The following is a 22378-nucleotide window of genomic DNA, read 5'->3' on the forward strand; positions in this document are numbered from 1 at the left end:
CACCGGGACGCCATCTATCAAAACCGGTTGCGGCAGGTAGGTTCTCACAACCGTAATCCCCACTACTCAACCGAAATGTCTGACGATGCCATTGGTAAGAAAAAGAAGCGTACAGAGGGAGACCAAGACGCCAGCCAGGACCGCGAGCAGCATGAGGACAAACCCCCGCTCCCGGCCAAAGGCTCGAACAACGGTCTCGGACTGAGATAGGATTCCGCCCATCCCTACGGCGATCCTCGCCAGGTTCGGTTCTCGCTTTTGCGTGGCTTTAGCCATGCCCGTCTCCGAAAGTGAGCCTCCGGGATGCTTCCCGGCTCGTACCGTACGACCATCCCCGAGGCGTCAACCGCCAACAACGCACCACGACTATCCCCATCGGGTTTGCAGTTTGGAAAAACCTCTTTGACGCTTCATCCAACACCAATGGTTATTTCATCAAACCGCAACGCACCAGTAACGAAGCGGCTCGGGAAGCGCCATTTTCAATAGTTCTTTCAATGTGTTATCCGCTCCGCAGGAACAGGCCTGCGGAGACTATCAAAAGCGCCGTCCAAAATTTGGAGAAGTCGTCCAGAACTACGGATTCGCCGGGTACGGATGACCAGCCTGGGCGTCAAACGCCCGGCCTGTGAATCGGGGCCGAACTGAACCACTTGAACTAACGCCAGCAATTCCTTTTGGCGAACAAAGGAATCTGCGTCGGGATGGGGTCACGATCGGCGCCGATGCTGACCCCATTTCCACTGGCTTTTCTTAATTCCTTCACAGCGTTACTGCCGATATCTGCAACAGCCTGACCCCTGCGCCGATTCACATCCCCATAGTCCTATCGTAAGCGTAGCTCCCCTTTTTGATTGGTGCTTGACGCCTATTTTGAGCGCGTGACGCGGCGCCGCGGCTTCCAAATTTCGGACAAAGCGTTGACGGCGGCCTCGAGGGCCTTGCTGTCGATGACGTTGGGATCGAAGTGTTCGGGCCCCCAGAGGCGCATGTGTTCGTGCTCCGGATGGGTGGGGTCGCTGATGGCGTCGAGGTATTCGGCAGAGGCTGGCGCACCGCCGACGTCCTCCGGAGGACAACGACCGGCGGCCTCGAGCAGGAGGAGAAGTCCCTCTATCGTCGTGTTGTCGAACCATTTTTCGAGTTTGATCACATGGATCCAGCTGTCGCCGAAGTCATAGAGATAATGGATCGCCTTGGCGCCTGTCTCTGAACGATATCGGAGAGGCGAGCAGAAGCTGGCGCAGACGATGCCACAAGGGCTTCAATTCCTGGGCGGCATAGCCGACCCAGAAGGCGAGCGTCGAACGGTCGATGGCGATACCGTGCGTCGCCAGCATCTGCGCCTGGCGGTAAAGCGGCAAATGCCAATGATACTTGGCGTCGATCACTTGCGCGACGAGCCGCTCGGTGGGCAGTCCTCCCCTGATCAGTCGCTCGGGAGCAGCGTGCTGGAGGACGACGCCATGACAGGCGCGGCAGGCCAGTTTGGGTCGGCGGGTCACAATCACCCGGTATTGCACCGGAACGACGTCGAGCCTCTGACTCTCATCGCGACCAATCTCAAAGAGACCGCCTTTGCAAGACGGGCAACAGGTTTCAGCCGGCATCAGGGTTTCGACGATGCGCGGCAAATGCTCCGGAAGCTGACCACGGTTGGCTCTGCGCTCGGTATTTCTCTTCTCGCAGGCTCTGGGATTGGAGCGATCCTCGGCTGCTTCGAGAGCCGCGACGGTCTCTTCGATGTCCTCCAGAACAAGCTGTAGCTGATCAGCGTCCAGCTTTTCCGACGATCGACCGAACTGCGCATCTTTCGCAAGCTTGAGCAACCGTTCGAGCCTGGCGCAGCGATCCAGCAGAGCCGCGGCAAAGGCACGCAACTCGGCTGGATCGCTCGGCAGCTCATCAGGCAAATCACTCATTGGTCCGAGTCTGCCATGCTTCGCGCCTTGATGCAGCGAAGATTTTATTCCCTACGCAAGTGCTTTCGGTTGCGGGATTTGAGGTGCGTGCATGCGCGTCCAATCCATGCCGGCCAGAAGCGCAGACAACTGCGCGGCAATCATCCGCATCATGCCGGCCACGGTGGGAGGCCATTTGAAGCCGCTGCTATCGAGCCGCTTCCAGTACATCACCAGGCCGGTACCATCCCAGACGACAATCTTCACGCGATCGGCGCGCTTCGCACGGAAGACCATCGCCACACCCTTCATCGGGTCTTGGCCAAGCGTCTCCTTCGCCAAGAGCGGCAAGCCATCCGCACCCTTTCTGAAGTCCACAGGTTGGGTCGCAACATAAATCGTGAGGCCCGTGGATGGCGTCAGCATGAACGTGTCCGTCGCAGAGCCGTGAACACGTCACTTAGTACCGCAAGGCCAGGCGTCCCGCGTACCTCTATCCGTGCCCCCTGGAACTCGACCATAACAACAGCTGCTTCCGCCGATATAGAGGGCTCCGCAGCCGCCGGTAGCGTCGATTCCGACACCAAAGGCACAAACGATAAGTTATCAGCCGAAGCCGGCAGCACCAACTGGCCCAAACGCGCTCGACGCCGCCAGTCATTCACCTGCTGGGGCCGGCAGCCATGGCGGCGGGCGACATCTGTGACAATCGTGCCCGGCTCGAAGCTTTCCGCGGCAATCCGTGCCTTCAGATCGTCTGGCCAGCGCTTTCGACCTGCGCCAGCATACACTTCGATACGCGGGGATGGTCGTCTTATGTCGTCCGAATGGTCGTCCATTGTGAGCACCCTTGCAGAAGATGCCCCTTCTAGCGGCGCTCACAAGACTGCGCACAAACAATCTGAAGGGCCTCAGCACCACGCTCACGTCCTATCTCCGGCGTAAACGAGTACGTCTTGTAGTGGACGGACGGCGCGCTGGTCGCACTGTCCATCATGTTGGTTGGTTCATTGGCTTTCCTGGCAGTCTCTTGCCTCATGCAACCGACGGCGCCCGGATATGAACTTTAGGACAGTCGTCAGCCAAGCAGGATTGCAGCGCGCTGCTGGTCCTCGAAGCTCAGGACTCGGTGAGCAAACGCCTTGTTCTCCGCGATCGATCCATCGAGCAATTGCTTGAGCAGACCGAGGTTTGTCTTCTGCTGGTTGCTCAGGTTCTCGCGTATGCTGCAGAGCTGATCCCGGTCGGTCACTTGAACCAGAGCAAAGAACTTGCCCAACAACCCGGCAATGACATCAGACGCCTGCACGCCCGGCTCGTCATGGGATACGACAAAACGGAAATTTTCGAGTCGCCGATCGCCGTCCATGAACACTTCCGCGCCGAGATACTCCTCGATCACCTTTTCCACATCCAGGATGTGGTGCGAATTCTTGAACAAGCAGATCCGCCCAACATAGAAAGGACCGAAACTCTCGACCAGCACGTTGGCCTGCTCGTCCTCAAGGTACGGGAGCGCATCCAGCTTCTCGGCGATCTGAAGAACGCCCTTGAGCATCATGTATTCGAAATGACCGAGCAGCGGCTCGCGCTCTTCTAGACGCCCGCGAAGCTCGGAAATAAAGTCGTTTCGGCGTTGGCTTCCGACATCAGGATAGGAATATCGCCGAAACAGATCAACCGTGTCCGCCAGGTTGAAGCGCAGAATCGTATAAAGCGCGTCCTTGAGCTGACCATGAAATGGAAGGAGTTGATGCTTCTCATACTCCGTCAAAATTGAATCGATAATATCGACGGTGGACCAGTAGAGCGGGTCCATCACGGAGTAATGAGTCGTCCGTGAACAAGGCACTAAGCGATTGAGCAGGAGTCAGTTTTCCGGTTGCGGCGGCATTTGAGATTGCAGGGATTGGGGGCTTGAGGCCCCCAAACCTTGCAATTTTCGTTTGTGGATTCCCTTTCGCTGCGGACCATGATTCTGTGGTGCATCGGAGGGGCCGATGCGACCGAAGAAGCACAGGACGACGGGATCGAACGATCTGTTCCGGGCGCGGCTGGACCAGATCATCAATCTGAAGCACGAGTTGGTTCTGCTTGCCGGCAAGATCGATTGGGACTGGATCGACGGCGAGATCGCGCCGCTCTACAGCGAGAACGGCCGGCCCGGGATCGAGACCCGCTTCATGATCGGGCTGTTGTTGCTCAAGCATATCTACGGGCTGTCCGATGAGGGGGTGTGCGAGCGCTGGGTCCACGACCCTTATTTCCAGTTCTTCACCGGCGAAGAGTTTTTCCAGCACGCTTTCCCGCACGAACGCTCGGACCTGAGCCATTGGCGCAAGCGGCTCGGCGACAAGCTGGAGCTGCTGCTGGCCGAGAGCCTGCGGGTGGCGCACGAAGCCGGCGCCTTACGCAGCCAGGACCTCAAGCGCGTCACGGTTGATACCACGGTGCAGCCGAAGGCCATCACCTTTCCGACCGACGCCAAGCTGCTTCATGCGGCCATCCAGGGCCTCAATCGCCTGGCGAGAAGGCACGCCGTCAGGCTGCGGCAATCCTATTCTCGCGTGGCCAAGGCCGCTGCGATGATGGCGGGCCGCTACGCCCATGCCAAACAGTTCAGCCGGCATCAGCGGCAGTTGCGTATCCTGCGCAGCCGGCTGGGCCGGATCATCCGCGACATCCGTCGCAAGATCGAGCGCCAGCCAGCCCTCGAGGAGGCATTCGCCCTTCCGCTTGGCCGAGCCAGCCAGATCCGCTCCCAGCAGCAGCGCCAGCGCGGCTGGAAGCTCTATTCATTTCATGCCCCGGAGGTGGAGTGCATCGGCAAAGGCAAGGCCTCAGCCCCTTACGAGTTCGGCGTGAAGGCCTCCATCGTCACCAACAATCGCCGAGCTCCCGGTGGCCTGTTCGTACTGCATGCCAGGTCGCTGCCCGATAATCCCTACGACGGTCATACCCTGCGGGACGTCATCGACCGCACCGAGGCGCTCACCGGCTGTCCGATCGAGCGGGCCTATGTCGACAAGGGATATCGCGGCCACGACACGCAAAATCCACGTCGCGTCTTCATTTCGGGCCAGAAGCGCGGCGTGTTCGGCGCCATCAAGCGCGAGCTCCGGCGCCGCTCCGCCATCGAGCCCATCATCGGACATCTGAAGGCCGAAGGTCACCTTGGCCGCTGCTATCTCAAAGGCCGCGCCGGCGACGCCGCCAACGTCGTGCTCTCAGCAGTCGGCCACAACTTCCGCCGTATCCTCGCCTGGCTCAGAGAACTCTTGTGCCTCTTCCTGATCCAGCTATCGCATACGCTTGCCTGTCCGCTCCCGCTCAATTCGGCTTCTTAACGGACGACTAATGAACAGCGAAGCCCTTCTCGATGACCCATCGCAGGAAAGACTCCAGCTTCTGAGCGGCCAACAGCTGCAAGAAGTCGCCCTTGGCTATGTGTTCAAGCTTAATATCCTTCGTGGTTTTTTGGATGCGACAACGCTGTCGCAAGTCATCGATATTCAACTCGCGCGGCGGCCCGCGATAGGCGATGCCGGCGATCACGAAGTATTTTGGCTCCCTCACATTGAGTCCATCCGCACGGGTGTGCAGGCGGCGAATATTGTTCGTCTCGTCGTAATACATCGTGTAGGTCGCGTCGGCTCCAGTCAGTTCATTCAGTGCAATGTCGAACTTGCGGAGCTCATTCACTTCTATCATGTTCGTACTTGCTTGGAGGCAAAATCGGGATTTAGATTTTGTAATGCTGGCCGGTGTTTACCGTCGCGCGACTGGGTGACCGCACTTTCCTGCGCGACAGCTAGCTGCACGTTCGTGCGTGACCTTACTTCCGACGCAAAACATGGCGGTATGGCTGGGCTGCATCCACCGATGCGCACGTTGGTTCAAATAACCTTGTTCGCCCATTTCTCGAGGTCCGCGCACCGACGCATCAGTTCATCAAATGTCTCGGGCTCGTCGAGCAAGAGTCCGTCCGCGATCATGTGCTTGTAATCTCGTTCCAAGACGACTCGCGATTGTCCCTCTGGGACGAGCTTTAAGGCGCCACCGACGGCCGAGTTGTATTCGATGACCGCCCCGGCAGAATCCTTTTCTGAGAAGAACCACGACTTGTGCTCCGCAACGGTTACAGCAAGTTTTCGGTCCTTCATTGCCGATTCCGCAATCCCTGCATCGTCCAATCTCACAAGGTCATACCAGTGGCGAGCGAAGCGTTCGCCTTTCAGTTTCCCTTGAACGCAAAAGACATGGATCGCAGTCGCCTTCTCCCAGAAGGTTCGCTCCGCTTTCATGGTCTTGGGCTTAGCGGTCGGGAATTCGAGAGTTTCAAGGTACTGGGCAGCGTCGCAAACGACGTCATGAAGTTCGCTCGGCTCCCCTGTCGATCGTGCGCCGAATTCGAGCATCACGGCGGGGCTCACATAGCCGCTACCAGTCTCCAAGGGATCGTACGTGACGAAAATCTTGTCGTCCTTGGCTTCAGCCTTGGCGCTCAGCTTGTCATGTTGCAAGCGCTTATTGATTACGGGCAACGCCTTTTCCTTGACCCAGACTGGGAGGCGTTCTCGTGCCTTGTCGCTCCACTTTTTGCTTTGACTGCGGCTCTGAGGGACCGGATTGTCCTCACTTGCGCTCACCAGGTCCGGAGCTATCGCGCGGATGTCGTAGGTGAGATCGACGTCTTCCGAGAAACGGCGGATTGCGCCGTAAGCCTTCGAAAGGGACGTTCCGCCCTTGAAGACCAGATGGTCGCCCATTGGCGAGGAAAAAAGCGCATTCAGGCACCAAACGACCCAAACATCCTTCTCGAGAAGATGTGCAGGTAGTCCTGAGTTTGAAGCAGCAACGCCGAGCGCCTCTCGGCGATCGGCATTCGATAGATTTAGAAATTTATCCAACGCGCAGTTCGCTTACCGGCTTGGCAAGCCAAGTCGGCAATGAAGGTGCGGCAGACCTCAGTTCGTTCGCTTCAATCGGAGTCAGTTTTTGACTGACCGATTGCAAGGCTTGTCTTGCAGTCTCTGGACCGACCCAGGCAAGCGCGCGCACGACCTCACCTGCTCGACGGTTGGCCAGGGTAAGCTGCCAACGCGGTGCATGCTTGAATTCCACAACTTGCTTGCCAAGATGGAGCTGGCGGGAAGGACCGGAGGTCAGAAAGACCTGCCGAACAGGTACCTGCGTCGTCAAACCGAGGTGGTTGGCCGCCGCAGCGCCGCTGGAAACGATAATTTCACCGCTGCGCGCCTTGGTCTCCTCAATGACTTTTTCGACCGACGGAGCTCTAGTCCCGAAGCGGCTTTCGACCGGACGTAGATATACCCCTCGCCTCGCGCGCAAGAGCTTTCCTCGCTCGGCAAGACGCGAAAGGGCCTGATCGACGGCAGCACGCTTTCCAAGTTGCAAAAGTGCCTTGGCAGCGATGGGCGCGCCTTCGGGCAGTTCTTTTGTGACTTCCAAAATCCGGGTGCTCAGGGTGGTCATGGCACTCACTCCACTGTCAGAAACATAGGAGAACTTCTGACACCCTACAAGTGTCGCCGTGAGAAAAGGTTTCCCTTGGAAAAACAATTACTTGTCAAAACATAGGGCCGATCCGGCCATTTCAAGAGTTCCACAATCAGGTTTTCAGGCCCAATCCCAGTCCTCACGAGCTGCACAAGCCGACGAGGTAAGCCGACCATTCCCACTCCTAATTCCCTCCGAGTAGACGAACACCTCCAGCTCGCGAGAAAACAAGCAAACTGATCGACGGGGCGGTGGCGAGATATTCGACGTCGCCCTTTCGCGAGCGCCCCCGCGAGAGATTGGGGCTCGCAGCTAAAGACGGCCTGGCACCATCCCTCCTGGCCATCCATCAAGCGCACAGTGGTAGCAGGCCTGTCCCGGCACCACACACTGTCGGGTCCGGCCGGTTGATCGCGATCTCAGCGCAGATGGCGGCGCTCCGCCGCGAAACCTCCGGGGTCCGCCTTTAAGGTCCGAGCTTGCACCGGCACTGCAGGTGGGCAGCCAAGTCGCACCGGGGCGTTAGCTGTCGGGCCCGGCAAGATCGGCTTGCTCCGCGGCCGTTGGCCCCGGCTTGCCGAGCCTCGCCGCGATGAATGCGTGGAAGGCGGCCATGGTGTACACCTCGTAGGGACGCCGCGTCGTCATGGTCAGCAGCCATCGGGCCAAGTTCCATCGGCACACTCTGCCAAGCGCCCGCGCGGGGCTACGGTAGAGAGACATTTAGCAAATTCCGGAAGATGGCTTTCATCGCTTTAACCTAAGCTTGCCGCCTTCCCTTCAGTTCGGCACCTTTCCCATGATGACAGTAGCAAGCTTCCTGTCCTTCTTCGGCATCATGATCGGGCTGGTCTCCGTTGCCTTTCCACTCCGCTTCCTGTACATCCGCGACCGCCGAATGGCGGCAATCGTGCTGACAGTCTCGGTGGTTACGTTCCTGCCGGTGACCGCCATCGATGGCGCAAAGGAACAGGCCTTGGCGCGTCAAGAGCACGCCATCGCCCCTACGTCGAAGTCGCCCGCCGAACTGGCTGAAGAGGTTTGCCAGGCGCCCGGCGCGATCCCGGATTGCGAGGCAGTCCTGACCAAGCAGATAGCCGAGGAAGGGGGACATCCGAAGAAGCCGGAGCCGGTGCCGGCCGCCGACTCGCGGAACGGCTCCTGCAACTCCGACTGGCGCCAGTGCTCCGATAACGCTGACCTTATGAACAATTTCAAGGACAGCAGCCGCAGTTCGTTGTCGTGCCAGTATGCGGCAAAGAAGCTCGCGAAGTACGGCGCCCCGTCGTTCCCCTTCTTTTCGTTCAGCAACTTCAACAGCGGCAACGACTTCGTGAGGACCGGACAGGCGACGTTGGTCGAGCCCGACGCGGAGTTCCAGAACGCATCCGGCACAATCGTGCACATCGTGGTTACCTGCAAATACGATCTGAATAGCCAGCGGGTAGTAGACGTGAGCCTCGATTGACCGCGCCTTGTTCAGGACAGGCGCTATCCAGGGCACCCCTTTTCGTCCAGCACGGCCCCGATGGGCCCCTTTCGCCGAGCAACCAGGGCCACAGCCGAAGACCGCGCGCGATATCGGCGCGCTCGCCAATTCCTATTGATTGTACGACCGGCCTCATCGCTCCCCTGGTCAGGGAGCACAATAGTTCAGGCAACAATAGGTCTATCAGCAACGTCGGTACATGCGACAAGACGCGGTGGCACAGTTAGGTTCGAGGGCTAGCATGTTCGCTTCTCTCCGCTTGACCGTCGGGACTCATCAAAATCCAGTGCGACTATTGGTCGGGCACGGCTGAATGAGGATCGTCGGCCCGCACGGACGTCTGCAGCTGCGCCGGGTCTACTTTCTTGCGTTGTGCCCATTCGACAAGATTGGTCGGACGATACCCGGGATCGGCGCGCCAGCGCCCAAACACGCTGCCGTCGATCGTCTCGTTTATGTTGATGTGCCTCCCGTCGTCGCGGACATCCGGCTCTTGGCCAATCGACCGGTAGAGCGGTCGCGTGAACCTGGCGTACATCCCGTAGCCGAAGAGCTTGTAGGAATCGGTGATCGGCGCCACCACCGAATTTCCCTCCAAGTCGACCTCTGATCGAAACGAAAGTCCCTGCGATTCTGCCTTTTTCATCATCCAGCGCAGTGGTGCCTGGGCGAGAAGGTCGGTCTCGTAGCCGCCACCTACGTTGGCGTGGGCGCCCACAAACCAGCGTTGCTCGACGCCGGAGAGCGGTCGCGGCTGCGCGATGATGGCCTTCGGATCTTTTGGATGGTGGACATCCCAGAGGGTGGGAACAAAGTCGTTCCGATGCTCATCGATAGCCAGCGCGTGATATCCGTTCAGGATGGGAAGACGCAGTCCGGTCTGAAGATAATCGAAAGACGAACGGCTGATGCCGGGGATATTCCCTGCCGCCAAGCCGACAGACCCGACGGTGTCCCAGACGCCAATCACCTTGATTTTCGTGGGTTGGGCATACTTGAGTAGCCATCTCTCCTGCTCGGTCAGCTTGGCGACGTCGCCAGCCGCTTCCTTATCCTTCAAAGTCCAAATACTTTCCTCGTCACCTTTCCTATAGCGCTCGAAGAGCTCGCTGACGCCTATGGGCGACCCAGCCTTGAGGATGCCGTCGATGGCGATCAATCCAGCCAAGGCTCTTGCGGTGTATGCGCCGCGGCTGAAGCCGAAAATGTAGATCTCGTCGCCGTCGTTGTAATTTTCTATGAGCCACTCGTAGGCGTGCCGGATGTTCTCATCGAGCCCTTGTCCGAACACCCCACCGAGAAAACCGTTCACTCCGACCGAGTAGTAGACGAGCTGCGGCTTTCCGTCTCTCCCTTTCGAGGCGCACAGGGCCCGCATCCGCCAGACATTCGTGTTGCTATCGACACTATTCCACGTCCCATCGAGAAAGACCGCCAGACGCTTCTGTTGCTGCTCAGCACCGGCGAAGTTCGGCTGGTTGCCGCTTTTCTCCGCAGGGTGGCCGATAATCACACCGATCGCGACGATTGCGACAATACCCAAGAGAAGGGCCACCCAGTGCGCGAGCCGTTCAAAAATTCGCCAAATCTTCATAAGCAGCTCCACGCTTGCTGATCAATTCTATGACCTTCTCCGCGACTCGATCGCGGGTCAGGGGATCTGATTGAACCCTGTAGGTACGAGCCCAGGTGGGTGGCACAGATCCTTCGCGCTCACTGAGGTCTCAGCGCGTTCGCGACCGCGCTGCCGATCAGAGCCGCGTTGTGCGCATCGACGGCCGCTTGCGATGGGCCGTTCACGATCCTCCCGACCACCTTCCCTCGCTTATCGGTGACCGCTTGGAAAGACGAGGCTCCGGGCGCCAGCGTCATAAGGAGCTCGTGCGTCCTGGTGCGGCTAGCATCGAGCAAGGGACTGGACGGCGTCGACAGCCGAACAAGACTCCATGTCGCGGCCATACTCGCATCCGTCGTGATGATGAACTTGTTGTCGTATTGCGACGAATCCGACTGTGTGCCGGCAACCCCAAGCGGCGGCCCCTCACCATTCGCGGTCGCGCGTGACGACCGATGGAAATCGATCACCTGGACCGCGTCAACGAGCCACTCCCGGATACCGAGGTTTGAGGCATCCACGAACGGCGAGCTGGTCGACCGAGGCCCGAGAGGGAAGCCTGGAGCGCAGCTGCTGCCTATCATCGGCTCAGCCAGATCATTTGCGGAGTAGTAGAAATTATACTTATGCGAGTGCAGATTTTCGGACGAAAGCTGTCCACCCAAACCGAAGGTGAAAGTCTGCGAATTGGCGAGCGGCATCTTGTACGACGCGCCTGGTGTCACCGAACTCTTCTCGTCTGCCTGCAGCGTAAGTTGAATGAGGACGCCCCAGGAGCCCGGCATGTAGGCGTCCTCCGCGGTGGAGACCTGCTTCCCGTTAACTAACCGTACGGGTACCGGAAGTCTGCGGATTTCGTCCCGGCCGAACTTCAGTTCGCAGTAGATGGCGTTCTTGACCTGGCGTTCCATATCCCGCGTAGCGTTGGGGTCTCCCGCCTGATCCCACACTTCTGGTAGCCGCGAATAGGAGAGTCCGCAGCCTGTCAGCGTACAGCCCAGCGCGACAAGAATAAACGATCGCTCCAACATGGTCGCCCCCACAATCGGAACTTTATTCGTTGCCTACGATCGGTTTGGCCCGCAAACGGCGCAGCAGTGCACTGGCCTTGGGTGAAGCGACCTCTATAGTCGGTCCCGATGGGCTGTCGGCGATGATGAGACCTCGAGCGCAGTAGTCGCTCGCCAATGTCAGGTCGTGAACGCATAGGCCCCCTGGGCATTTCGGCGCTCCTGGCTCACCGCAACGCCAGGCAAACGCCTCGCCTGAAACGAAGGTCACGAAGATTATGGACAAGCAAAACGCGCGCATGAAGTCCCCCCACCATCAGCCCGAAAACCGGCTGCCAACAAACAGTTGATAATATAAATTAAACGACCTTACATTGCGGTTGAATATTTCGCAAGATGGGCATCCACTGATGAGCAACAGCCAACGCGCATCGTCGCGTGGTTACTGCCCGTGCCAACGAATGCGGCGTTCTGATCCCGAAGCTTTCGCAGCTCGCCGCTAGATTGGCCGGCGGCTTGCCGCCTTTAAAGCGAGTACGGTATTTACAAAACGCACACCATAATTCCTTGCCGCTATTGCGCTGAGGACAAATTGCGCGAGGAGCGCGGCCGCAAATACGAGCGCAGTCTTATATGTCTGCATGGTCACTACGCCGATTCCGCCAAAGACCATCAGCAGCATGAACGCAATGCCAGCATAGTCGCGCGTCAGCAGGAACATGCGATGGACCTGCAGCACGCGCGGATCGTCCTCTACCGACTTGTAGAGCTTATACCAAAGAGCATTTTGCTCGCTCGACGTGGTGGGAAACGGCCCCACGTTAGTCTTGAGTGTCCCGATATCGATTCTCGCATCGCGATGAAGATAGTAAGAAAACGCCCGACATCCAGGCAGGGGATCGTGCCAACGCCAAAACACCAATCTGGCCTTGGTTTGGATATCAAGCAAACCGTTGATCACTCCGATGAGCACGGCCCCCAATCCAGCAGGTATAAGCGCCTGCCAATGCTTCAGCATCTCCTGATAATCGGCTGCAACAAGCTGATCAGTCTTAAGCGCAACCGCGAAAATAGCGATGTTGACGACCAGGATGGTGATTAAGGAAGTAGTGTTCTGATCCTTGAGAGATCTCTCTTTCGAGCCCTTCTTAGTCATTGTTCTTGCCTATCTGGGGGCTCGCACCGCGGCAAAGAGCGAGAGAACCGGCTCGCTATCCTTCGGCCAACACGAACGCCATTCGACAAAAAGATGGATCGCCGGGACATCCTGAGATGCGAACGCAAGTCTCAGTCTTCCTGTCTGTCGGGATATGGCAAGCATTCGGCGAGGCTGTAGTCATCGCGTTCCGGAGCGTCTTTGGCAGTTCGCTTGTCTGACCCTTCGGTTGAGATGACATGCGCCCCACGATGGTGCATAGCTCGAACAACGGATTTGCGCGGATGATTCTCATCGGCTTTAGCCGAGCTAATTACCGCGGTGAAGGTTGTCTTACCGCCCTGGGCCGCCTTCCTTTCACCCAAGAGTTGATCCAGCAGTTCGGTCGAAACGTTGTGGCGCCCGCCGTGGTGAGGAACCTGGAATCGATCAATGCCGGGCAACGTCAATCCGATCAAAGGTGCATAGTCGATGACTTCTTTGAGCCCAGTGCGTCCAGTATCGCCGGTAAGCAAGATTTTGCAACCATTGAGATAGGCATACTGAACCACGCTCATCTCGTTTTCGTTGCTCGTCTCGCCCGCGGGAAAATATTCGTCACCCCAAGCTGCCTTGACGAGCGCGGCGGCCTCCTTCGCCACACGAATAACCGCATCGCGCGCGATCTCGAGCAACCCTTTCTCCTCGGGGGTTTTGTCGGAGGAGACAACCAGATCCAGAAAGCGCGAACGGATCGGAGCCATCACGCGGAAAGCACCAATCGTGCTACCCTGAAATGGTTCATATATCGGGATGTTCTTTCGGAGGGCGATCTCTTCAAGAGCAACTAGATTGGAATAAGCCTCCCTCAAGGCTGTCTCCAGCCCTTGAGAGGTCGTGAAGCGTTTGAACCTAGGAAGAAGCTCTGCAGCATAACGCCAGGGTCGCAACATCCAAAGCGCGCCGACCTCAAAATCCTCCAGGACGCGCTGCAGGCCTCCCGCATGATCGCCATCGTTGTGAGTCGCCACGACATGATCGATCCGCCTCGGCTTCCCGTAGTATTTGTTAAGAAAGTTGACGACCTTCTCGCCGGTTGATTGATAGCCTCCATCGACGACATGAATGAAGGTCTGATTATTCAACTCATAGCGAACGCAAATGGCGTCACCGCTGCTCTTTGCTTCGACATCTAAAAAATCGACCTCAAAATAGTCAGCCACGTTTCCGTCTCCAAGAGCTTGGCCTGAGGGTTTCCAGGCAATGATTCTGGTCACAGAGATACCGAAATGGACTCCTTCTAGTGGTGCCGAGAAACACGTCAGTCCTGAATCTCAGATGAGTGGCGTTGCATTGGGATACGGAAATCTCGCATCAGTCAGCTCCCCGTTTGGCCTCCCAACCTGAAAACGCCAATATCGAACGAGGAATTCGACCCCATACGGCGCCGCTCCCGCGGCGCCTCAGACGGCCCGCTGAAGCCGCGCGCAGAGCATTCTGCATACCGCGGAGGTTCTCCGGGGGCTCTTATCTATCTTGAGACGCCGTTTCTCGTCGCAACTTGTCCGAAAACGCGCTTTCTTTGCGCGAATCGCCGTCACCCGCCCCGCAAAGAAGCTCGCCACCGCAAGTAGCGGGCAGTCGATTCCGGATATAATTCAGTTGCAGTACCTCCTGACACTCGTTCTCGCAACACGCGGAGCACAACGTCTGCCCATCGGGATTTCCAGGAATCCCCAGAACGGATCAGAAGCGGGGTCCATGGCTTCCTGACGGAGCTGCCAGGACTCACCCACACCAATTCTCAAGACGATCCGGACCGGTCGTTGAGACCCGCGCCTCTCATCTTCGACCTACCGAGAAGGCTGAGCCAGCGGGCGTATGGATAGCGACTGAGAATGAGGCATCACTACCGATGTCGCCCCGGTGCAGATATTCTTTTCGCGCTTTAGACGCACAGAATCATCAATCGAGCCTCGGCCAGGACTCGCGGGCCGGGAGCGCCACAACTATCAAACCCATCCACAAAGTTGTCGTCTATATCAACGCTGGTCGGCGCCTGCTCAGGAATGAGCGCCGCGCCCCCGAGCGAGATTGGATCATCGGGCTTAGTGAATTGGTCTTCGCTGGCCGTAAGCCCGGATGGGCAGACGGGTGAGAAGGAGCCGATGGCATAGAACGGCTAAATTCTGCAAAATGTACGAGGCGGAAAGCCACCAGGCTCACGCGGCGCTTTCTGCAAAGCCGCCTTCGATATAGCCTACGGCTCCGACCTGTATGCGGCGCAAGACCTGGTGGTAAGTGGAGGAGCCTGCCTCGTAGACGGTCTCTACGACTGAAGCGGGTGCAGCCTGGGGGAATGTCGCAAACGTCTCGTTGAGGACGCGCCCATCCATTTGGCTAGGGGCGACAATTCCCAGAAGATGCAGAATGGTCGGCGCGATGTCGCAGATCCCCGACGGAACTTCTGAAAGGCTGCCCGAGCGGAGGGCAGGTCCGGCGAGAATGCCGACCGCCGCCATCTCTTTAGGATGCAAGCCGCCGTGTACTCCCAGTCCGATCGGCGCGTCGTTGCTCCAGGTTCGGCCGATGAGGCCGAATGGATCGACTTCACTATCGGCACGATAGGAGAACAGGATGTCGCTGGAACGGGCATGATCTGCCATCACAAGCTGTCGCGCAAAACTGCCCGGCGCGATGCCCTCGATGTCATTTCGTCCAGCGGTGAAGATCGGTCCGCACCACGGCGCCTTGGTCATTGCTGCGACGGCTCGCCGGATCTTCAGCTCCGAGGGGTCTGCCAGATAAATGGCCCCCACCTGCCCGGGAACGAGAATCGCATCTACGTCTTGCCCAGGCGCCGAGCCGCAACGAAATCCGGCATCTCTGAGCACTTGGTGAACGTCAGCCTGCGCATGGACGCTCACGTGTCCATGATCTGAGACGGCAATGATGTGGACGTCCTGCCGCCGGCCTTCAGCCTCCCACCAGTCCAGAACGCGACCGAATTGCTGATCGGCCCAGGCGAGCGCTTCCAAGGTCCGTACCTCCGCCGTGCCGCAGTAATGAGACGAGCTGTCCGGTTCGCCAAAGGAGAGAATGGTGACGTCAGGCCGAAGCTGTGGCCAGACGATGTCGAGCAAAGCCGCCGTCAGATAGCTCTGGGCTGCGAGGTCGGGCGTTCCTGCAGGCGGGGGCGCCGGGGGAGGACCGATTCGAGCATTCAGCGCCTCGAGAAGAGATCGGGAAGTCGCGAGCCGCGCGAAGTGCCCCGAGATTGTGGGATGGCCGAGCGTGCGCGCCTTGTGGTTGAACAAGCGGGTCGTCCCGGCAGAATTCGACGCGAGCACCGCGAGCGTCTTGCCGTGGGCGGCAAGAACCTCGCCGAGCGATGGCACGCCCATGAGACGCCCGCCGCTCAACGTATCCAGGGTTTCGACCAGCTGGTCATCGGCCGTGTCGACATAGCGGGACGGCACCGCTGCGCGGTCGAGGTATTGGTTCCCGACCATGCCATGGCGCCCGGGTGATGCGCCGGTAACAAGACTAGGCATCGCCGCCCGCGTTTCGCTCGGATAGACGGTGACATTCCGGCCGAGGGTCACGCCCTGGCGCTGAAGCCTGTGAAGATGAGGAGTCGCTGTAGCATTTATAAGATCGGGACGGAGCCCATCGAAACTGACAAGGATGACGCGGCGGGTAGCAGGGGAAGTTACAGGGGCCTTCACGATAATGTCTTGTCCATGCGGTCGCGCAGCCAGTCCCCCACCAGCGAGATGGACAGTGTGGTGAGCGAGATGATCAGCGAAGAGGGGACGAGTATCCAGGGCGCGCGGGTCAGATAGTCACGACCATAGCCGACCATATTGCCGAGGGAGGTGAGCGGGGGCTGCACGCCCAGACCAAGGAAGCTCAGACCACTCTCGAGCAGAATAATATCCGGAAAGGCAAGAGTCATGGTGACGATCAAGGTTGAGGCGATGTTCGGTAGGATGTGGCGCAGGTAAAGGCGGCAAGGTCCTGCGCCCAGCTGGCGTACGGCGACCACATAGCCTTGCGTGTTCGCGCTCATCGCGAGCGCGCGCGTGACGCGCGCGTAGCGCTCCCAGCCATGAAGGCCAAGGAGGGCCACGAAGAGCAGCAGAGAGTTACCCACGAATGCAAGTACCGCGAGCGCTAGAACGAGAAACGGCATGCTGGCCTGGAAATCGACACATGCGAGGATGACCTGTTCGACCCAGCCGCGGAAATGGGCGGCGAGAAAGCCGAGCGTGGTACCCAGGCATGCGCCTATCAACGTGGCTCCAAAAGCAATGAAAAGGCTCATCCGGATCGATATAAGTAAGCGCGCCAGCAGATCCCTGCCAAGCTCGTCGGTGCCGAACAGATGCGATACGTGCCCCCCGAAGCCAATAGGCGCGGCGAGACGATGCCGAAGATCAAGTGCGGCATAATCATAGGGAGCGAGACGATCTGCCAGGATCGCGATGACGAGCATGAGCGCGAGCCAAGCGATGGCGCCTTGCACAGCAACATTGCGCCAACGAAGTACTCTCTTCTTCTTAACGTGAGCAAACGGCATCTGTCCGGCAGACATTTCCGCCATCTACGCTCCTCCAGCAGAGCGCGTATCGCGCAGACGCGGATCGAACATACCGTAAAGGAGATCGACTGCGAGGTTCGTCGCGATCATGGCGGCTGCCACCAGCAGCAAGATGCATTGGACCACAGCCAGATCGCGACTTACGACGGAGACGACGAGCAGACTGCCGATTCCCGGCCAGGAAAAGACGCTTTCGACGAGCACCGTCCCCGCGATTAAGTTGCCTACCATCAAACCCACGATGGTCAACACTGGTATGGCGGCATTGGGCAGGGCATGACCCGTCACGACTCTGCGCCATGGCACACCCTTGGCACTCGCCGTGCGGATATAGGCTTGCCCGAGCACCTCGAGCATGGCGCTGCGGGTGAAACGAGCCAGAACGGCCGCGCCGCCCAGGCCAAGCGTGACCACCGGCAGGACCATATGGCGCACGCTGCCGGCGCCCCCTGAAGGAAACCAGGGAAGCTCGACCGCAAAGGCGAGCACGAGTACGAGCCCGAGCACGAATGATGGCACGGTGAAGCCCGCTACCGTCACCATCATCACCAGACGGTCCGTGAAACTGTCGCGCTTGAGGGCTGCATAGATGCCGGCCGGAATGCCTAGGAGAAGATTGAGGGCGAGTGCCGGAGCAGTGAGCATCAGCGTGACCGGGATGCGTTCGGCAACAACCGTGGCGGCAGTACGCCCGTCCCGCATGGATTGGCCGAGATCTCCGTGGACGACCGCAAGAAGATATTTTACGTATTGGACCCAGAGTGGTGCATCGAGCCCCCAAGCCTTGCGAAACGCCTCGACCGCATCGGCCGACGTTTCAGGCGACAGCATCGCGCGAGCGGGATCGCCAGAGGCTCGCAGAACCACGAAGGCGAATGTGACTACCATCGCTATGGTGAGCACGGCGCGAGCCACCCGAGTCATGATGAAGCGGGTCATCAGGCGACGCTCCCAACTTGGAGACCATCCCTGTTGATCAAATGGCAAGCGACCCTGCGTCCTGCGCCTACGGATGTGAGCTCGGGCACAATCCGTGCGCAGGCCGGAAGAGCCGCCGGACAACGTGGATGGAAGGCGCAGCCGGCGAGCCGCGCCGATGGATTGGGCGGATCACCTTGCAGGATCGTCCGCTCGCTACGCCGTCCAGGCCTGGGTACGGCAGAAACCAGCGCTTTTGAATACGGATGCAAGGGGGCGCGCAGAACTGCATCGGGCGAGCCTTCTTCGACGATCGAGCCGAGATACATCACGGCGATGCGATCACTGATCTGCCGAACGACGCGCAGGTCATGGCTGATGAAGATCATCGCCATGTGCCGCCGCTCCTGCAGGTCACGCAGAAGATTGACGACTTGAGCCTGGATCGAGACGTCGAGCGCGGACACCGGCTCGTCGCACACGATGAGGTCCGGATCGGTCGCGAGTGCTCGTGCCAACACCGCACGCTGGCGTTGGCCACCTGAGAGTTCATGAGGATAGCGCGCCCCGTGATCGGTTCTGAGGCCAACGTCAGCGAGGAGCCTATTGATCAGGTCCGCTCTTTCGGACTTGCTGCCGATCCGATGAATTTCGAGCGGTTCTGCGATTTGCGCCCCGATCGTCAGCCGGCGATCGAGCGCCCCCAGCGGGTCCTGAAATACCATTTGGATTCGCATCCTGAGATGCCGCCAACGGATATCGCCCATCGGCGGCAACTCTTCTCCGCCGAAGCTGACGGTGCCCGCATCCGGTCGTTCCAGGCCAATGAGAAGCCGGCCCGCGGTGGATTTTCCGCAGCCCGATTCGCCAACAAGTCCGAGCGTCTTGCCGCTGGCCAGAGACAGCGACAGTCCATTGACGGCGTGGACCGTCGAGTGGCCCCGAAACAGGCCCTGGCGCAAGGAATATCGTCGGACAAGCCCATCGGCTTGAAGAAGCGGTGCGACCGTCATCGTCATGCGGCGACGGTCTCGTCCTGGCACCGCTGGCCGGTGACATGCAGGCAGGCAATTCTGTGGTCGGCATTATCCTCCACAGACGTCAATTCGACAGTGCATTCGCCACACCGGTCCGTGCGCAGGTCGCAGCGTGGCGCGAAGGGACATCCTGGCGGAAGGTCCGCCGGGCTCGGAACGACACCGGGAATGGCGGCGAGGCGCTGCCGAGGCCCGTCCAGATTCGGGAGGGCCCCAACAAGCCCGCGTGTATATGGATGAGTGGGATGGTCGAACGGACGCACGGCGGGTGCTTCTTCAATGATGTGCCCGGCGTAAAGCACCAGCACGCGCTCGCAGATCTCGGCGACAACGCCCAGATCATGTGAGATCAGGACCAGCGCCATGCCTCTTTCGCGTTGGATCTCTTGCAGAAGCTCAAGGATCTGCGCCTGAATAGTGACGTCCAAAGCGGTGGTGGGTTCATCGGCGATGAGGATGTCGGGCTGTCCCGCAAGCGCCATGGCAATCATGACCCGCTGATTCTGCCCACCGGAAAACTCGTGCGGATAGCCGCCAAGCCGTCGCGCCGCATCGGGAATGCCGACCTGATCCAGCAGACGACGCGCTTCATTCAGCGCGCTGCGCCTGTCCATCCCACGATGGAGCTGCAGAGCTTCGCCGATCTGATCGCCCACGGTACGCACGGGATTGAGCGCGCTGGTCGGATCCTGAAAGATCATTGCAATTCGGCGACCACGCACCTGTTCCAGATGACGGGCGGGAGCATGGAGAAGCTCTTCGCCAGCAAAGCGTACGCTGCCTGCCGTCCGGGCGCGTGCCCCCAAGAGGTCAAGCGCCGCAAGCCAGGTCACCGACTTTCCGCAACCACTTTCGCCGACCATGCCCAGCGCTTCGCCACGGCGGAGACTAAGATTTATTCCACGCAGCACCGGCACCTGGTCGAAAGCGACCTGCAGCCCTGTGATCTCAAGAAGTGGTGTCATCTGAGCTCCCTGTCCTGCCAGCGTCGACGCGGCTGCTCCTCGCGGGCGGCGTCGTAGGAATTGCGGGAGCCGGGCAGCCCACGTGGTGGATCTGCGCGCAAGCGGAGGAACGCGTCATTCATCCTGAATCAGGTCCGGATCAAGGCGCTGTTGAATGGGCCGAAATTGAGATCGAGCGTCAGCCCCGGCAACCAGGGTACGTCGCGCCGCTTGCCATAGAACTGGCCGGACACATGCAAAATCACACAGGGTGGATCGACGTCATTGATAATCTCGAGCATGCGGCGGACGATTGGACGGCGCTGCTCGGGCTCAGCGGTCTCCTGGAGCTGCGCGCCCAAGGCGAAATACTCCTCGTTCTTCCAGACCCCAACCGACTTCGGCAGGGCGCCGCTGGGGCCGTATTCACGCCAGGGATGGCCAAGATGATCCAGAAACAACGCCGTGTTGGAGGTGTCGAAGATCGCCCGCACCGGCTGGCGCTGAACTTGGGCAAAGTTTTCCATCATCTCGATTTTGACGTTCAGGCCGACTGCACGCCACATCTCGATCATGGTTTGCGCGCCAGAGATCTGATTGGGGTAGTAGTTGTTGAGGAGCCGATAAATGATCGGCTCTCCTTTGTAGCCCGCCGCAGCGACCAGCTCCTTGGCCTTATCAGGATCATAAAGCAGCGCGGGGAAATCCTCGATGTAGCCCTGGCCATAACTCGCGAGTTGATAGCCATTCGGAATCGGCAGACGGTTCGCCCACAGGCTCTCGATCAAGAGCTTGCGATCGAGCGCAAGGCTCATCGCACGGCGGATCCGCACATCTTTCAGCACTGGATCGTTCTGGTCGAGCACGAGCGAGCGGATATTCTGTACTGGCCCGCCCGAGATCTGGAGATCGGCGCGCTTCTCGATACGCTCGAATTGATCCGGTGGGATGTCAGTGATGAGGTCGAGCTCGTTCGCAAGAAGGCCGTTCACGCGCGCGGAAAGCTCGGGAATAATGCGATATTCGACGCCCTCAAATGGTGGCCGTCCGCCCCAATATGCATCGTGCGCAGTCAACGTGACATGGATGTCGAGCTTGTGATTGACGATCTTGTACGGGCCGCTCCCTACTGGAGCTGCCGTCCAGCGCTCCCACGAGCCCGCGGCGGTGAACGCGCGCTTACAGACGATCTCCGCTCCCCAGGAAGCCAGACGCTGCTCAAGCAGTGCGTCGTTCCCTTTGGCGTGGACAATGACCGTATAGGGATCGACGACATCCACTTTGTCGATCCGGTCCAGCGACTGCAGCGCATCGGACATTCCGCTGCGGCCCGGTCCTAAGAGATGGTCGGGCCCGAGGCTAAAGGCGACATCTTCGGCAGTCAGCGGGCTTCCGTCGTGGAACGCCACGCCTTTGCGCAGGAACAGCCGCAGCGACTGCGCATCAACTCGCTCCCAACGTTCGGCCAATGCCGGCCGCAGCACCATCCCATTGGCGTGGTCAAAGCCAATGAGGCTCTCAAACAGCTGTGGCATGATCCGCCGAATGGCGGTGTCGGTTGCGATGACTGGGTCAAACGTGCGGGGAAAGCCCGACATGCCAACTCTTAATCGCCGCCGGGCTGGTTTCTTGCCGTCGCTCTCAGCCCAGGCGGTGCTCGCGGTCGGCAACAAACCTGCTGCGATCGCACCAGTCAAAGCCTCTCGCCGTGTCAGATGGCTGCGGGTCATCACCGTCTCCCGGAATTCGCTTCAATCAGTACGGAACGCATAGCCTTGACCTTGCGGCGATCAACAGATCCTCGCAGCGGTCGAAAACTAAGATCGCTGATCTCGTGTTTGCCAAACCTGTCCGACGTTAGAGCCGCGAAATGCTACGCTGCGATGACATTCATCGACTAAGTCGATGTTCACGTGCGCAGATGAGATGACATGAGGCTTCCGGGCAGAGAACGGTGCCTCCTCGGAACTGGGTCGCTCCCGGTTGGGCTGAGGACGCTGCCCAACTAAAACGTCATCAGCGCTCTCACTGTTAGCGCAACCAACATGGTCTCGAGTGATCAAGTGTCGCGCGGAAACGATGTCCCCCCTAGCTTCTTGACCAGCTCTGAGGTGCAACGAGACACGACGCCATCATCGAGATGGTTGATCATTAGATCGCAAGAATGCGATCACACCATTGGTCGGCCCGCTTAAGAGCAATTAGA

Annotated in this window: 20 protein-coding genes and 2 pseudogenes; 2 read left to right on the forward strand and 20 right to left on the reverse strand. The window is 59.2% G+C overall.

The genetic code is table 11. From position 1 onward, the window contains the following. Positions 1–66: 66 nt before the first annotated feature. The 6 genes and pseudogenes from IVB45_RS37555 to IVB45_RS37580 form a co-directional block, all read right to left on the reverse strand. Positions 67–276, reverse strand: coding sequence for a hypothetical protein (locus tag IVB45_RS37555; protein ID WP_247294358.1), 210 nt, complete (start codon positions 274–276; stop codon positions 67–69). A gap of 592 nt (positions 277–868) precedes the next feature. Further along, entirely contained in the window at positions 869–1153 is a 285-nt protein-coding gene (locus tag IVB45_RS37560; RefSeq protein ID WP_247294356.1) for a plasmid pRiA4b ORF-3 family protein, read from the reverse strand. 70 nt (positions 1154–1223) lie between these two features. Next, a pseudogene (locus IVB45_RS37565) lies at positions 1224–1922 on the reverse strand (transposase); the annotation flags it as partial. 51 nt (positions 1923–1973) lie between these two features. After that, entirely contained in the window at positions 1974–2327 is a 354-nt protein-coding gene (gene tnpB / locus IVB45_RS37570) for an IS66 family insertion sequence element accessory protein TnpB (RefSeq protein WP_247357269.1), read from the reverse strand. Positions 2328–2518: 191 nt separating this feature from the next. After that, positions 2519–2719: pseudogene (locus tag IVB45_RS37575) on the reverse strand (transposase); the annotation flags it as partial. A gap of 260 nt (positions 2720–2979) precedes the next feature. Next, complete coding sequence (locus IVB45_RS37580; RefSeq protein ID WP_247357270.1) at positions 2980–3720, reverse strand: DUF3800 domain-containing protein; 741 nt, start codon at positions 3718–3720, stop codon at positions 2980–2982. A gap of 181 nt (positions 3721–3901) precedes the next feature. Between IVB45_RS37580 and IVB45_RS37585 the strand changes: the two genes are divergently transcribed. Next, positions 3902–5248 carry an IS5 family transposase gene (locus IVB45_RS37585; protein WP_247357271.1) on the forward strand — a complete coding sequence of 449 codons (1347 nt, stop codon included), beginning with the start codon at positions 3902–3904 and terminating at the stop codon, positions 5246–5248. 7 nt (positions 5249–5255) lie between these two features. Here IVB45_RS37585 and IVB45_RS37590 read toward each other — a convergent pair whose 3' ends face one another. The 4 genes from IVB45_RS37590 to IVB45_RS37605 form a co-directional block, all read right to left on the reverse strand. Next, on the reverse strand, positions 5256–5612 hold the full coding sequence (locus IVB45_RS37590) for a hypothetical protein (protein ID WP_247357272.1): 357 nt from the start codon (positions 5610–5612) through the stop codon (positions 5256–5258). Between the two features lie 185 nt (positions 5613–5797). Further along, on the reverse strand, positions 5798–6811 hold the full coding sequence (locus tag IVB45_RS37595; protein WP_247294350.1) for a nucleotidyl transferase AbiEii/AbiGii toxin family protein: 1014 nt from the start codon (positions 6809–6811) through the stop codon (positions 5798–5800). Further along, positions 6804–7397: a DUF6088 family protein gene (locus tag IVB45_RS37600; protein ID WP_247357273.1), complete on the reverse strand. Its 594-nt coding sequence runs from the start codon at positions 7395–7397 to the stop codon at positions 6804–6806. Before IVB45_RS37600 ends, IVB45_RS37595 begins: the two co-directional genes overlap by 8 nt. 546 nt (positions 7398–7943) lie before the next feature. Continuing rightward, positions 7944–8090 carry a hypothetical protein gene (locus tag IVB45_RS37605; protein WP_247294346.1) on the reverse strand — a complete coding sequence of 49 codons (147 nt, stop codon included), beginning with the start codon at positions 8088–8090 and terminating at the stop codon, positions 7944–7946. Positions 8091–8220: 130 nt separating this feature from the next. On the opposite strand from IVB45_RS37605, the gene IVB45_RS37610 reads away from it, so the two are divergent. Next, positions 8221–8889 (forward strand): hypothetical protein, encoded by a 669-nt coding sequence (locus tag IVB45_RS37610; RefSeq protein ID WP_247357274.1) that lies wholly within the window; start codon positions 8221–8223, stop codon positions 8887–8889. 313 nt (positions 8890–9202) lie between these two features. Here the strand turns inward: IVB45_RS37610 and IVB45_RS37615 are convergent, their stop codons facing one another. The 10 genes from IVB45_RS37615 to IVB45_RS37660 form a co-directional block, all read right to left on the reverse strand. Then, on the reverse strand, positions 9203–10504 hold the full coding sequence (locus IVB45_RS37615) for a DUF2235 domain-containing protein (RefSeq protein WP_247357275.1): 1302 nt from the start codon (positions 10502–10504) through the stop codon (positions 9203–9205). Positions 10505–10623: 119 nt separating this feature from the next. After that, positions 10624–11556: a hypothetical protein gene (locus IVB45_RS37620; protein ID WP_247294322.1), complete on the reverse strand. Its 933-nt coding sequence runs from the start codon at positions 11554–11556 to the stop codon at positions 10624–10626. Positions 11557–12034: 478 nt separating this feature from the next. Next, complete coding sequence (locus tag IVB45_RS37625) at positions 12035–12691, reverse strand: hypothetical protein (protein WP_247338562.1); 657 nt, start codon at positions 12689–12691, stop codon at positions 12035–12037. 131 nt (positions 12692–12822) lie between these two features. Continuing rightward, the gene (locus IVB45_RS37630) at positions 12823–13893 is read right to left on the reverse strand and encodes an MBL fold metallo-hydrolase (RefSeq protein ID WP_247357277.1); all 1071 of its coding nucleotides are present in this window, start codon (positions 13891–13893) and stop codon (positions 12823–12825) included. 999 nt (positions 13894–14892) lie between these two features. Continuing rightward, a complete protein-coding gene (locus tag IVB45_RS37635; protein WP_247357278.1) occupies positions 14893–16398 on the reverse strand; it encodes an alkaline phosphatase family protein in 1506 nt (501 codons plus the stop codon). Further along, the gene (locus IVB45_RS37640) at positions 16395–17252 is read right to left on the reverse strand and encodes an ABC transporter permease (protein WP_247357289.1); all 858 of its coding nucleotides are present in this window, start codon (positions 17250–17252) and stop codon (positions 16395–16397) included. The genes IVB45_RS37635 and IVB45_RS37640 overlap by 4 nt, the downstream gene beginning before the upstream one ends. A gap of 24 nt (positions 17253–17276) precedes the next feature. Beyond that, positions 17277–18212 (reverse strand): ABC transporter permease, encoded by a 936-nt coding sequence (locus IVB45_RS37645; protein ID WP_247342512.1) that lies wholly within the window; start codon positions 18210–18212, stop codon positions 17277–17279. Next, complete coding sequence (locus IVB45_RS37650) at positions 18212–19210, reverse strand: oligopeptide/dipeptide ABC transporter ATP-binding protein (protein WP_247357279.1); 999 nt, start codon at positions 19208–19210, stop codon at positions 18212–18214. The genes IVB45_RS37645 and IVB45_RS37650 overlap by 1 nt, the downstream gene beginning before the upstream one ends. Then, positions 19207–20193 carry an ABC transporter ATP-binding protein gene (locus IVB45_RS37655; RefSeq protein ID WP_247357280.1) on the reverse strand — a complete coding sequence of 329 codons (987 nt, stop codon included), beginning with the start codon at positions 20191–20193 and terminating at the stop codon, positions 19207–19209. Before IVB45_RS37655 ends, IVB45_RS37650 begins: the two co-directional genes overlap by 4 nt. Positions 20194–20321: 128 nt before the next feature. Then, entirely contained in the window at positions 20322–21902 is a 1581-nt protein-coding gene (locus IVB45_RS37660; protein ID WP_247357281.1) for an ABC transporter substrate-binding protein, read from the reverse strand. Between the last annotated feature and the right edge of the window lie 476 nt (positions 21903–22378).

This window comes from Bradyrhizobium sp. 4 (assembly GCF_023100905.1).
Lineage (GTDB): Bacteria > Pseudomonadota > Alphaproteobacteria > Rhizobiales > Xanthobacteraceae > Bradyrhizobium.

Bases quoted from the DNA above. Each gene is read 5' to 3' on its own strand.
- IVB45_RS37650 (WP_247357279.1), bottom strand. From the start codon at position 19,210: ATGACGATGACGGTCGCACCGCTTCTTCAAGCCGATGGGCTTGTCCGA.
- IVB45_RS37610 (WP_247357274.1), top strand. From the start codon at position 8,221: ATGATGACAGTAGCAAGCTTCCTGTCCTTCTTCGGCATCATGATCGGG.
- IVB45_RS37625 (WP_247338562.1), bottom strand. From the start codon at position 12,691: ATGACTAAGAAGGGCTCGAAAGAGAGATCTCTCAAGGATCAGAACACT.
- IVB45_RS37555 (WP_247294358.1), bottom strand. From the start codon at position 276: ATGGCTAAAGCCACGCAAAAGCGAGAACCGAACCTGGCGAGGATCGCC.
- IVB45_RS37655 (WP_247357280.1), bottom strand. From the start codon at position 20,193: ATGACACCACTTCTTGAGATCACAGGGCTGCAGGTCGCTTTCGACCAG.
- IVB45_RS37580 (WP_247357270.1), bottom strand. From the start codon at position 3,720: ATGGACCCGCTCTACTGGTCCACCGTCGATATTATCGATTCAATTTTG.
- IVB45_RS37585 (WP_247357271.1), top strand. From the start codon at position 3,902: ATGCGACCGAAGAAGCACAGGACGACGGGATCGAACGATCTGTTCCGG.
- IVB45_RS37590 (WP_247357272.1), bottom strand. From the start codon at position 5,612: ATGATAGAAGTGAATGAGCTCCGCAAGTTCGACATTGCACTGAATGAA.
- tnpB (WP_247357269.1), bottom strand. From the start codon at position 2,327: ATGCTGACGCCATCCACGGGCCTCACGATTTATGTTGCGACCCAACCT.
- IVB45_RS37615 (WP_247357275.1), bottom strand. From the start codon at position 10,504: ATGAAGATTTGGCGAATTTTTGAACGGCTCGCGCACTGGGTGGCCCTT.
- IVB45_RS37600 (WP_247357273.1), bottom strand. From the start codon at position 7,397: ATGACCACCCTGAGCACCCGGATTTTGGAAGTCACAAAAGAACTGCCC.
- IVB45_RS37640 (WP_247357289.1), bottom strand. From the start codon at position 17,252: ATGCCGTTTGCTCACGTTAAGAAGAAGAGAGTACTTCGTTGGCGCAAT.
- IVB45_RS37620 (WP_247294322.1), bottom strand. From the start codon at position 11,556: ATGTTGGAGCGATCGTTTATTCTTGTCGCGCTGGGCTGTACGCTGACA.
- IVB45_RS37645 (WP_247342512.1), bottom strand. From the start codon at position 18,212: ATGACCCGCTTCATCATGACTCGGGTGGCTCGCGCCGTGCTCACCATA.
- IVB45_RS37660 (WP_247357281.1), bottom strand. From the start codon at position 21,902: ATGACCCGCAGCCATCTGACACGGCGAGAGGCTTTGACTGGTGCGATC.